We start from the raw sequence: 12351 nt of genomic DNA, 5'->3' as shown, positions 1-12351 counted from the left end.
GTTAACTTCTTGAGTAAGCAAATCATAGAAAACTACTGGGTGAGTAAATTCTCCTAAGTCCATTTCAACTATAAACCATGAATGTTAATCATCCAGTCATCACTTTTTCCTTTTAAAAGACGATTATTGGTTAACACGTATGCCGTGTTACCATCAAACGTAATGTTCCTTAACCGTCCCAATCCACTTAAAACGACGGTCTCTTGTTTGTTAGAAAGATTGAACTTGCGAATTTGAGCACCTTTTAGACCAGCCGCATAAAGAGCACCGTTATAATATGCCAGTCCTGAAGGAGCCCATGTACTGTCACCAGATTGGAATAAAGGACTTTCCATCCCGTCTCTCGTTTGATTTCCAAAAATCAAAGGCCATCCATAATTTTTTCCTGGTAAAATTTTATTTATTTCATCATGTGCCCGCCAGCCGTTTTCTCCAGAAGGGCCATGTTCGGAACTATATAATTGTCCACCTTGATCCCAGGTTAAGCCCTGTGGGTTTCGATGACCATAGGAATAGATATACGAGTCGGGAAACGGATTATCTTTAGGAATCGTTCCATCAAGATTCATTCGTAAAATTTTACCGGCAAGGCTTTTTACATCCTGGGCGAGTGCTGGAACTCCAGCATCTCCAGTCGTAACATAAAGTTTTTTGTCAGGACCAATGGCGATTCTTCCGCCATTATGTGTTCGTCCACCTGGAATTCCTGCTACTAATTCTTTTTGCTCAATCCATAAAGAACCCCTTAATTTCACTGAAATCACTCGGTTATAGATCTTCCCTTGTACTTGATACGTGTGATACAAATAGGCGGTTTGGTTTGTTCCAAAATTAGGGTCCAATACAAAACCTAACAGGCCACCTTCTCCATAAACTTTTATCGGCTTCGATAGTCTCATCGGGTGGCGAACTACTTTTCCATCCTTAATGGTAACTAGATTTCCTGACCTTTCTGTTACATAGAAGGTACCTTTATAAATATCCAATGACCATGGAATATTTAACCCTCTCGCTACAATTTGATAGGAAGGATGATTGGGATCTGTTCCCCCTTCTGCTAGTTTTTTCTCAAGTGCATTTTTTGTCATAGGTCCGTAGATTCCATCAATCGTTAGATGGTTCTGTTTCTGAAAGTCTTTTACGGCCGATTCCGTAAGATTCCCATATATACCATCTACTTTAAGAGAATATCCTATATCATTAAGAGCTTGTTGTAAGATTTTTACCCCTTCACCTCTTGACCCGTTCCGTAAAATGTCATTAGGTAAATCTCGTTTGAGGGGTTGTGCATGAGCATGTAGTGGTAAAAAAAATAAAAAAAGGGACAAAAAGATCATATTCAATGTTTTTATCATCTTTTATCCTTTCATACCTCCTTTCGAGAAAATCTTTAGATAAGTTTTCTATCTACCATTTACATTATGTTAGTGAGGAAAAAAAGTTTGTACCTTTGAATGAGGGAAATTGCGGAAAAATGAATGGAAAAGGAGATTAGAACTCCTTCTAAAAAAATAGCTGAGGAAATAATAGAAAAAAATTAATTTTTTCTTCTATAGAGAGGGAAAAAATCGCTACTACTGTTGAACGAAAAATGATTCATGACGCTTTGGGATAACTCATGATAAATTTTATCGTTTAGGATGTTTTTACCAATGTAATAATTAAAGTGATTATTGTTTGTAAATAATGACTTAAATTTAAAAAGACTATCATTCTCCTGGTATCCGCCGCCTAAATGAAGAGCTTTTAGTCCAAGAGATTTCGAGAGTTCTACCATCGCATCAAATAACAAGTTATTCGGTCTTAGCGGGAGGTATTCTGTTTTGGAGGCACCTAAATGATAATGGGCATAATCCTTTCCAATCAGTAAAATGATACCAGCAATGATTTGCTCCTTATATTTTGCAATTAGAAGGTATGTTTTACTGAGCATGGTTTCATCCATTTGGCGGTAAAAATAGGATTTATCAAAATAGTAATAGCTTGAGGCATTGTTACGATCCATCGTTTCATAATATAAATCCCTAAAAACTTCTATATCATCTTTATTCTTTGAAACCAATGCTTGAACTCCTTCTTTATTGGCTTTTTTAATATTTCTTTTATTGTTAGATGCGTAATTTTTTCTAATTTCTTCTAATGAAAGAGTCAAGTTTACTGCTGTTGTTTTTCGAATATAATCTACAGTCATTACATCCTTCATATATTCATGATTTTTCAGTAAAGGATGAAATCTAATGGTTTCAGTAATGATGTTATGATCGATACAATCCCTCTTAAATTGGCTGTAGAATGGTGTAATGACACTTCGATCCCCATCTAATACCGGACCACCATAACCGTATGGAGTTACGATATCATAATATCCTTCCTTTAAGGGAATCTTTCGTTTAATAAATGGATAAAATACTTTTCCGTCCTTATTTTCATAATAAACGGCTTCCGGTACCCCTTCTTCTACATCAGCAAATAATTGGACGTATTCCTTTGAATAATAAACATCTAATTTAGGGAATTTTTCTATATATGTGTTCCAATTATCATGTACACTTAATTTTACCATTTTTCCAGACACCTCTGTTTCACCACCTAACACTCCAAATACTGAGATGCTTTAGCTTAATATTTGGAGTTACGAATGTTTCGTTTTTTTCTCCTAGATAAGTCTCTCCTCTTTTAGCTTAAGCGTAAAAAGAAGGAGTACAGTTATACAACTGGTTAAAAACATAAGAATGAGCTAAGGCCTCTAAAAAAGCATAGACGGCACAACTAACATCATAAACTAAGTTGTGTCGTCTTCATTTAGATTCAATGTTGGATAATATTCAGCTAGATTTTGTTTAAACCTTCTTGTGTATGGTCAATGACAGAAATTTTTTAAAGTATAATTCAGTTTTGAACTCTAGGAAACTTCCTTATAATATTGGTATTCAGTCAATAGACATTTGAATCTGCTATTGCTACATATGAACTTTAAGTTCGGTAACGATTGTATATCTGGACTTGGAGATAAAACAAGTAGGGTACGGTTAGGTTCGATAATAGACAGGGCTTTAAGTAAGTCTGAATCCTGTAAGCATTTTATATCTGTTATTCGAAGATACTGATCATTTACCAGTCCTATTGTATATTCCCCATTAGTTGTTTCGATTTCTAATAATGAAAAGTTGTATGTTTTTTGTGCGACTTCAGTTTGAGGGTAGTTTTTTAATTTAAATGATATATTCTCACTTGAATTTGTATTATAAGGATTTTTTCCCATAAACCAATAGGTTTTTTCTGTCACCTGAAATCCAGTTCTTTCTTTCCAGGCTTTAGTTGTGACATTTTGATCAAAGACATCACAGGTTAGGTGTGAAATATCTTGCTCTTTAGCAAGTTTACATCCTCTCTTCATTAATTCTTTACCTATTCCGGAGCCTCTTATTTCAGGAGAAATAAAAAGATTATTATAATGTAATGTATTTTTGGTTAATCGGCATTCCAAGAATCCGGCTAACTTCTCCTCAATAAATGCTCCAAAAAATATGCAATTAGAGTACTGATATGGAACATTTACAATAGAGTTTACATAGTTTTTGTAACCTGGACATGCATAAATCATCAAGGAAAATAAATACGGGTCCATACCAGACTTTATCAGTGTAATGACATCGTCAACATGCTCCGTACTTAAAGGTAATATTTTCATGTTCATATATCCCTCTCTTTATTCTTTAAACGGCGTTCTTCGTCTAAATCTAACATAGGTCTGTTAGAAAATTCCGCCACACCATCCTTTTTGAAAACTTTAATGACGGTTATTAATAATATTTTCATATCCAACCAAAATGATCGTTCTTCTACATATTTAACATCCAACTCTAGTCTTTCGTCCCACCCTAACAGATTTCTACCTGATATTTGTGACAACCCGGTAATGCCTGGCTTTACGGAATGTCTTTTCATTTCCCTTTCTGTATAATAGGGCAAGTACTTCGTAAATAATGGTCTGGGTCCGACTAAGCTAAGATCCCCTTTAATAACATTAAATAATTGTGGTAATTCATCTAGACTGTATTTTCTTAGTAAGTTCCCAAACCGAGTCACTCGTTTTTCTTCAGGTAGAAGATTTCCTTGTTCATCTTTTTCATTCGTCATCGTTCGAAATTTATAAATATAAAATGGTTTGGCATTTAAGCCTGGGCGTAACTGCTTAAATAAAATGGGAGAACCTAGATAAATTTTTACTAACAAAGCAACGCATAAAATAATTGGCATAAAAAGAATAATTAAAAATAGAGCTGTAAAAAAATCAAATAGACGTTTCCGCTTCATCCCCACACCATCTCACCCCTTTAATGTATCACCTTAGCTATATACATCTTTTTATCTATCAACTATTTATTAAATTGACATATCTTTTGCTATCCACATTACGTCCCCTTACTTTGAGGTTTACTAACAAAAATCTTTCCTTTTGTATTTCATATTATTTTATGAAGATATAATGCGAAGGGAACGTTTGGAATGAGAATTGGGTATTTGAAAAGTTCTTATTCCTCCTCAAAGGTTTGAGCAGCTTTTATGGCAGCGGCCAACTTCAGATCCCACTCTGTATCGATATCTAAGGAACGCTCTCTAGGCATACAAAATCCAACCGTCTCTGTTGATAGAAACGTTTTCTTTTCTTGAAACCATTTACATCTCGCCATATAAATGGCCCCATTCAATGAAAATACTTTCGGCAGGTCCTGGCGTCTTAGAGCTGATTGATTCAAATCAATGACTTTTCTCAACTTTGCTTCCTGATCCATAAAATACATCCAAAAAGGACTTTTTTCGGTTTCAGTAACAGATACACATGAATTGGCATTTTTCTTTATACAATATTCAATACATTGATCGATATCGTTTGTGGTACGGAAAGGGGAAGTTGGTTGAAGCTGGATGACCCAATCGTAGTCATCGAGATGTTGAAGACAATGTAAAATAACTTCAACGGAAGAAGAGTGGTCTAATGCTAGTTCTTTTGGTCGAATAAACGGGACTTCACAACCATATTGTTTGGCTACTTCAATGATTTTTTCATCATCTGAAGATAACACCAGCCTGTCAATATACTTTGATTTTTTAGCTTCTTCAATTGTCCAAGCTAAAAGGGGCTTACCTGCTAATGGGCGTATATTTTTACCTGGTATTCCCTTCGAACCGCCCCTTGCTGGTATGATCCCTAGTATACGTTCACCATTAATCATGTGATTCCTCCTGATATCGAATTGCTGTACCTACTTCCCTTGCTGGTACTCCAAGGACTTTTACACCTTTCTTTACGTCTTTATTCACAAGCGCACCTGCTCCAACTAACGCAGCTTCTCCAATATGAATTCCTTGAATAACGGTTGCCCCTGTTCCTACATGACAACGTTTTTCAACATGAACGTTTCCTGATAACGTTACGCCAGGTGCTAAATGAACATGTTCACCAATTATACAGTCATGGTCAACAGATGCTTTTGTATTAACAATGGAGTTCGCGCCAATCACTACCCCTGGTTGAATAACAACACCTGCCATAATTTGAACACCCTCTTCTAACACAACATTCGTTGCAATAATGGCAGAAGGGTGAATAATATTTTCAAAGGTATAACCTAATTTTTTAAACTTTCTAAACATATATTCTCTTTTCTTGGTGTTGCCTACTGAACCGATTCCATTCACTAAATGAATTTCGTCTTGGTGGTATTCTAAAATCTTTTGATTATCTCCTATAATATGTCTTGGAGAACTTCTGACTAGGGGATTATCATCTATATAACCTAAAATGGAGCGGTTTTGGAGTTTCAAAATATCAGTCAATACTGAAGCATGCCCTCCGCATCCGATAATAATCACCGGCTTATTCATAAGAAAACCCGCTCATTTTTTTGATACGTTTTGTTCGCCTTTTTCCCCAAATACTCCCAATAATAAAATGGGGAAACCCCATCTCCCGGCCTCTTTATCGTTAAGTTTTCGCTTGAAAACGTTTCTCCTTTATTGATTTGTCTAGAGGCTACAATACTCTTTCGTATCACCGGTTTGTTTTTTAATTCAGAATAAGAGGGGATTTTAAGAGATTGGCCAAGAGAAGCTTCAACTTGACGAATAGAGGAAACCATTTCGCTAAATTCATCTAGTTCAAGGGAAGCCCTATGGTCAGGTCCTGGGAGATTACAATCCAATGTAATATGCTTTTCAATCACGACAGCTCCCATAGCTACAGCGGCTATTGGAATGGCAATTCCTTTCGTATGATCCGAATATCCAACAGGAAGGGAAAACGTCCTTTGAAGCGTTTTCATTGCATTTAAATTAACTTCATCAAAAGGCGCAGGATATTCAGATGTACAGTGAAGGAGTGTTACGTTCTCTTGCAAAAGTTTCTGTCCCTCTTCACTGCTATATGCTCTTTCAAAAGCTTCAATCGAAGGTGTTTGCATGTGAGTGGATTGATAACCGAAAGCCAAAACACCTAAAGCTTTTTCGACATCTGCTATCGAACTTGCCCCAGTGGATAAAAGAATCGGTTTTCCCGTTCTTGCCATTTTCAGCAACAGCGGAGCATTGGTTATTTCTCCGGAAGCAATTTTTAATAGCGGGACGTTAAATTTGTTCACTAACAGGTCTACACTTGGTTCATCGAACGGTGTTGACAGGAACAGGATGTTATTTTTATTACAATGTTCGATTAGTTCCTCATGCATTTTGGGGCTTAATTCCAATTTTTTAACCATTTCAAACTGAGATTCGTCAGGGTCAGTTGACTTTATTTGATAATCGGCTTTTACTGCCGTTTCCGTTAAACACAAGTCTGTTATAAACGTTTGAAATTTGATCGCATCCGCCCCAGCTTTTGCAGCGCCTTCAATTAATTCTTTTCCGAGCTGAATGCTTCCATTGTGATTAACCCCTGCCTCTGCAATGATAAACGTATGCCCCACTTACATCACTTCCTTTATCAACATAAATGATTCTGCAAAAGGAAATCCTGAAGTTGCCCCTCGATAGGCAGATAGTGCCTTGATCGCTTGATCACTCCTTGGAAAAGGATATTCTCCCATTTCACTCTTGAAAACCTTCATAATTTCAATTTTTTGATCAAGGTAGCGGGTAATATCCACATATACATTTGGTGTAAATTTTATATTCGAAGGATTGATTCCGAATTCCGTTTCTGAAAGAGTTTCATAGACGAGGATCCGTTTAATATATGAATAGCGAAACCATTTCGTACAAGAGAGCCCGCTTTCAAACACAAATTTATGATCGCTGTGTATATCTCCTGGGTATGGAAGATAAATAATGTCAGGACGTATTCGATGAATCGTTTCGCCTATTTGTTGAACCAACTTTTCTACCGGTACGGTATCTAATCGCGCAGTAGGAAAACCAAGTTTAGAAACAGAGTCAAACCCATAAAGATTTGCTACTTCATTGATTTCCTTCTCTCTATTGTTGATACGTTCTTGTGTAAAACCGTGCTCTACGGTCATTTCCGTAACAATTAGCCAGTGAATATCATCTCCATTATCTTTATGCCGTAGTAACGTTCCTCCACATCCTAACGTTTCATCATCCGGGTGTGGGGCTATAACTAAAATTGTGCTCATAAGTAACTCCCTTCCTCAGGAAGATCATTAAATTCATGGTCAATAAGCTGTACGGCACCATCCCCGCATTTGACAACAATTGTTGTTCCGTCCGATTTTAACACTTTTCCAGGTTCCAAGTTTTTTATGTTGGATGTAAAAGTTGAATCTTCAACGATCTGCACTTTCCATATTTTAACTTCTTCATTTTTATACATACAATGGGCCCCAACGTAAGGATGGGTTAATGCCCTTACTAGGTTATAAATTCCTTCGGCACTCATTCTCCAGTCGATTTCTCCGTCTTTTACAGAACGTTTTCTCCAATAATTTGCATGCAAATGATTCTGAGGATATTTCGTTAATGTGCCTGTAGCAAGCTGCTTTGTAAATTCAGTGATTTGTTCGAGTGCGATATCCGTTAATTTTTGATATAAAGTGCCTGCATCATCTGTATTCTCAATTGTGACAAAGCGTTGACTAATAATGTCTCCTGAATCTGCTCCCTCGTCCATGAGAAAGAATGTGGAAGCTGTTTGTTTTAAGCCAAGGGCCAGAGCCCATATGATGGGATGCCTTCCTCTGTTTTGGGGTAAAGCTGCAGGATGATAGCCAATGACTCCTAGTTTAGGAATGTTTAGAATTTCTTTTTTTAATAAATAAGACCATCCAAAGCAGTATATGACATCTGGACTTTTCTCTTCCAACCACCTTGCCATTGGAAGTTGATCATTCCCTTCAGCAACAAAACACGGAATGTTGTTTGCGTTAGCTAGCGGTTCTAACGAACAAAAATCGGAATTAATTTTTGATTGTCTTCTTGTAATAACCCCGATGACTTCAATTGCTGAATTTTTCATTGATAACAGTTGCTTAAGAGCTTGGTGACTGAAACGAACACAGCCAATGACAATTATTTTCATTGGTGTTGCTCCATATCATAAAATTTTTTCATCAGTAAATCTTCAAGAGAAACTTCTTTCAAAATTTTCTTAATTTTCTTCGCCACATTTCCAGTACCATACGGGGATATTACTCGTTTCAATGTTTGTTGGAAGTCTGCCGATAACGCTTTGTTAATCGCCAAAACAATATCTTCAGCTTTCTCTTTACAATCGATGACGGAATTCGCTCTAAGTCTTCCCTTTTGGCGATCACCTATATTGACCGTTGGCTTATGAAGAAAAGGAGCTTCAACCAATCCGCTGGAAGAATTTCCAATAACCACATCTGAATGCTTCATTGCACTTAAATACCGTAACTGTCCTAACGATGTATAGGCAATTGATCGTTCAGGATTCTGCGAGACGTACTCATCGATCAGTTGATTAATAATCCGCCCTTCTGTGTCGGAATTCGATTTTGTAAAAATAAGATGTGCATCATGAAAGGTATCTAAAGCTTTAAAAAGTTCTTTTATCGCGCGGAATGGACCGGTTTTACTTAATGTAACCGGGTGGTAAGTGATAAGAAAGTTTTTTTCTCCTAATTGAAAGCCAATAGAATCTTCCAATTCTTTTTTTTCTAGTAACTTTAAATATTGAATATTGTCGATGGAAGTCGCCCCTACATTCCATACTCGGTCTGGATGCTCTCCAAGTTGAATGACCCGTTTCCGATAAGGTTCAGCTGCTACAAAATGAAGGTGAGACATCTTTGTTACTGAATGTCTGATGGCTTCATCAATTAATCCTTCTGTGGTTTCTCCTCCGTGCAAATGGGCGATAGGAATTCTTGCTACCATTGCCGCTTGAGCAGCTGCTAAAATTTCATACCGATCACCCAACAGGACGAGCAAATCCGGTTTTAACCGTTCAAAGGCATCTGCAAATCCCATTATTGCAATACCCATTGATTTAGCAATACCAACTGGTGTATCACTGGAAAGAAGCATTTCCACTTTTTCATCAATCTTAAACTGATCTTCCTCGATGACTCTATAGGTTAAACCAAATTCCGGTGATAAATGCATACCGGTTACAACAATTTGCAAGGATAAATCGGGATCTGTATCAATTTCCTTCATCAGCCAATATAACAATCCATATTCTGCTCTCGTCCCTGTGACCACGCATATTTTCCGTTTATTCACCAATATCACCTAATTTTTTCAATAAGAAGTTTTTCACCACATTTTATGAATAGGTTTAATTTCCTACCACTGATTTTTACTTCCGTTTCAATGTTCACTTTTTTCCAAACAAAAAAATGATCAAAAAGGAAATCATTACACCTAACATAAAGGAAATACTAATATTTATAAAAGGTTTGGGTTTTACAGGTGTGGCATTGGTTTTGGCTTCTGAAAGGATATGGACATTCTTGGTTTTCATTAACTCGTAAATTTCTTCTTGGAAATAAAAAGCATAAGTATTGGCAATGTAAGCGGCTTTCTCAGGCGATTCATTTTCTACGATAATCTTAATTACCTGGGTATTTTCGACATTCTCGAATGATACTTTTTGTTCAAGGTCCTCCCTATTACCCGTTTTGGCAATTTCTCTCTCTACTCCGTCCATAATACGAGGACTTTTTAAAATTTCCATGTACGTACCGATTAATTTAAATTGATCATCAAGATTGATTAATTGCTCTTCAACTTCACCTTCGCCTTCATCGACCTCATTCGTTTCGTTTACTAAAATTTCAGCCTGCGCTTGATAGGTCGGCTTCATAACATAAAAGCTAATATACGCACTTCCCACAGTGAAAAGAAAAGTAATCACAATGATAACCCATGAATATTTCCACAACATGCGAACATAATCCTTAAATAAAATTGGTTTATCTGCCATCCTATAGATCCTTTCTTTTTTTCTTTAACACAATTTATGCATTCACAAAATCGCTTGACACTTTATTGATGTCTTTTGAATAGAAAAGGCATTGGTAAATGAACCTTTGGTAAATCTTATTCTTGGGATGGAGTCTCTTCTATTTCATAAACCACAGCTTCTTTTGATTGATAAATTAATTTAAAGTTTGAAGGTATTTGTTCAGAGTCGGGGTCAAATAAAAAGGAAAATTGAGGAAGATACTTCATTGTAAATCGATCATAAATAAGATAGTCGCTTTTTACGGGTAGGGTGAGCGGACCAGAAAACGAATTTGGTGCATGTTGAATCACCTTCTCATTAAGATCTTCATAGAAATAAATCCCATCTACTTCTCCCTCATAATATAAAGGGATCATTAAAAATTGTGTTCCTAAGTAATAGGCTCTAGCAGGATTGACGGCCATCACTGTTTTATCTTCGATATTCGAATCATAAGCTTTAAGCGTCTCGGTAATGGCTTTCTGGTCTGCTAATTGTCCACCATCATAATCGTCTTCTTGAATATATTGATAGGTCAAATAACCAGTTATTATAAATCCGCAACTGAGCAGCGAGAGTAGAAGCCATTTCCGCATAACCATGAGCGAAGGATAACATTTTTCATAACGGGTCAAAAGGTTACTAATCAAGTGAATTGATAAAATAGTGAATACAACAGTCCAGCTAAGAAAAACCTCTGGAAACACAAAAGCTTGGGAAACTAAAATAATAAATAAGACGACACCAATTAACAGACTTACCGAATAAATCTTCTTAATCGAAAACCAACTCCCTATCCATGCAGGCAATACAAATGGACTTAAGATCACGCACGTTGCTACCAAAAGCAGGATACTTAATAACATATTCGAAAATACATGATGAACATATGCCCATGGATTGGAGAAAATGATATCGGTTATTCCGTTAAAGTCTGCATGTAGTTTCCACCACCACATTGGATTTCGATCAAAAAATCCAAATCCAATGTTTAAATATTGCCACGTAGCAAACGGAGAGCCATTCTGGATGGTGTTCATAAGCCACCATGGAGAATTAACGACCAAAAAGGAACCTGCAAACATCATCAACGGTTTGCATGCCTTTTTCCAATGAAATGCGCGAAAAATGGTTAAGGCGATGAACGGAACAAGTATATAACTCGTATATCTTGATAATCCGGCTAACCCGGCAACCAATCCTAACAAAATAAACCGTTTCGATTCAGGAGCTTTCAAAGACTGAAACAATATGAGAATACTTGATACAAAAAAAAGAGAATCCAGCATATGATTTTCAGCCTGTAGTGAGGATATCAAAAAAAGGGGGTTTCCAACTAAAAACAGTTGTGTTAATAAGGCAATCGATTTCTTCCCCGTTAGCTCTACGGCTAATTTATAGGCTACATAAAGTAGCAGCACCCCCGATACGTGTGAGATAAGTTTAGATGCTAAAAACCCCGGAAGAAATAAATCGAGGAATCCCGAAAGCGATGAATACAATGGAGGCCAATAGTGGGAAGGCCAGCCTGTATACCCCTCCCCATTAAAAATACCACGACCTGCAAATAATTGAATGACTCCATCCCATTCTTCAAATGTATTATGAAAGTAGGATAGAGGAATTAAAAGGATAGCAAAGAGAATTGGAATAACAAATCCATTTCTAATTTGAATCATTTTCTTGATGTTCTCCACAATAGATTTTTCTCCTTCCCATTATGTTTTGCTTTATAATAATGAAACCTCGATCATTTTGGATTCCACTCCACAGGTCGTACCAGCGAAAAAACGTGTTCCCAGAATAATAGAGTTACGGTGTTGCCTACTGGACAGCATCCCCATCCGCCACTAAAACATCGCGTAGTACGTTAAACCAATCGGGGATCTTATGGGCGTCTTCCTCACATAAAATAAATGTAG

12 protein-coding genes are annotated in these 12351 nt (G+C 36.7%); all 12 read right to left on the bottom strand.

What is annotated here, in order from left to right; translation table 11 throughout:
• Positions 1-68 precede the first annotated feature (68 nt).
• Complete coding sequence (locus tag H0Z31_10995) at positions 69-1355, bottom strand: PQQ-dependent sugar dehydrogenase (protein MBO8177967.1); 1287 nt, start codon at positions 1353-1355, stop codon at positions 69-71.
• A gap of 182 nt (positions 1356-1537) precedes the next feature.
• The gene (locus H0Z31_10990; GenBank protein ID MBO8177966.1) at positions 1538-2575 is read right to left on the bottom strand and encodes a GNAT family N-acetyltransferase; all 1038 of its coding nucleotides are present in this window, start codon (positions 2573-2575) and stop codon (positions 1538-1540) included.
• Between the two features lie 327 nt (positions 2576-2902).
• Complete coding sequence (locus H0Z31_10985) at positions 2903-3691, bottom strand: GNAT family N-acetyltransferase (protein MBO8177965.1); 789 nt, start codon at positions 3689-3691, stop codon at positions 2903-2905.
• A gap of 2 nt (positions 3692-3693) precedes the next feature.
• A complete protein-coding gene (locus tag H0Z31_10980) occupies positions 3694-4317 on the bottom strand; it encodes a sugar transferase (protein MBO8177964.1) in 624 nt (207 codons plus the stop codon).
• Positions 4318-4535: 218 nt separating this feature from the next.
• Positions 4536-5237 carry an acylneuraminate cytidylyltransferase family protein gene (locus tag H0Z31_10975; GenBank protein MBO8177963.1) on the bottom strand — a complete coding sequence of 234 codons (702 nt, stop codon included), beginning with the start codon at positions 5235-5237 and terminating at the stop codon, positions 4536-4538.
• A complete protein-coding gene (locus H0Z31_10970) occupies positions 5230-5889 on the bottom strand; it encodes an acetyltransferase (protein MBO8177962.1) in 660 nt (219 codons plus the stop codon). Before H0Z31_10970 ends, H0Z31_10975 begins: the two co-directional genes overlap by 8 nt.
• Positions 5886-6965 carry an N-acetylneuraminate synthase gene (gene neuB, locus H0Z31_10965; GenBank protein MBO8177961.1) on the bottom strand — a complete coding sequence of 360 codons (1080 nt, stop codon included), beginning with the start codon at positions 6963-6965 and terminating at the stop codon, positions 5886-5888. Before neuB ends, H0Z31_10970 begins: the two co-directional genes overlap by 4 nt.
• Complete coding sequence (locus tag H0Z31_10960) at positions 6966-7634, bottom strand: PIG-L family deacetylase (protein ID MBO8177960.1); 669 nt, start codon at positions 7632-7634, stop codon at positions 6966-6968.
• The gene (locus H0Z31_10955) at positions 7631-8536 is read right to left on the bottom strand and encodes a formyl transferase (protein MBO8177959.1); all 906 of its coding nucleotides are present in this window, start codon (positions 8534-8536) and stop codon (positions 7631-7633) included. Before H0Z31_10955 ends, H0Z31_10960 begins: the two co-directional genes overlap by 4 nt.
• Positions 8533-9705, bottom strand: coding sequence for a UDP-N-acetylglucosamine 2-epimerase (hydrolyzing) (gene neuC / locus H0Z31_10950; GenBank protein ID MBO8177958.1), 1173 nt, complete (start codon positions 9703-9705; stop codon positions 8533-8535). Before neuC ends, H0Z31_10955 begins: the two co-directional genes overlap by 4 nt.
• A 94-nt stretch (positions 9706-9799) precedes the next feature.
• Entirely contained in the window at positions 9800-10408 is a 609-nt protein-coding gene (locus H0Z31_10945; protein MBO8177957.1) for a capsular biosynthesis protein, read from the bottom strand.
• 116 nt (positions 10409-10524) lie between these two features.
• Positions 10525-12126, bottom strand: coding sequence for a glycosyltransferase family 39 protein (locus H0Z31_10940; protein MBO8177956.1), 1602 nt, complete (start codon positions 12124-12126; stop codon positions 10525-10527).
• Positions 12127-12351 lie beyond the last annotated feature (225 nt).

The sequence above is a fragment of the Bacillus sp. (in: firmicutes) genome, assembly GCA_017656295.1.
Taxonomy (GTDB): Bacteria; Bacillota; Bacilli; order Bacillales; family JACDOC01; genus JACDOC01.
Note: the sequence above shows the minus strand (reverse complement) of the source record. Positions and strands in the feature narration are given on the sequence as shown.

Coding starts and splice junctions, on each gene's coding strand:
- H0Z31_10985 (MBO8177965.1), bottom strand. CDS start 3,691: ATGAAAATATTACCTTTAAGTACGGAGCATGTTGACGATGTCATTACA.
- H0Z31_10975 (MBO8177963.1), bottom strand. CDS start 5,237: ATGATTAATGGTGAACGTATACTAGGGATCATACCAGCAAGGGGCGGT.
- H0Z31_10970 (MBO8177962.1), bottom strand. CDS start 5,889: ATGAATAAGCCGGTGATTATTATCGGATGCGGAGGGCATGCTTCAGTA.
- H0Z31_10955 (MBO8177959.1), bottom strand. CDS start 8,536: ATGAAAATAATTGTCATTGGCTGTGTTCGTTTCAGTCACCAAGCTCTT.
- H0Z31_10945 (MBO8177957.1), bottom strand. CDS start 10,408: ATGGCAGATAAACCAATTTTATTTAAGGATTATGTTCGCATGTTGTGG.
- H0Z31_10960 (MBO8177960.1), bottom strand. CDS start 7,634: ATGAGCACAATTTTAGTTATAGCCCCACACCCGGATGATGAAACGTTA.
- H0Z31_10995 (MBO8177967.1), bottom strand. CDS start 1,355: ATGATAAAAACATTGAATATGATCTTTTTGTCCCTTTTTTTATTTTTT.
- H0Z31_10980 (MBO8177964.1), bottom strand. CDS start 4,317: ATGAAGCGGAAACGTCTATTTGATTTTTTTACAGCTCTATTTTTAATT.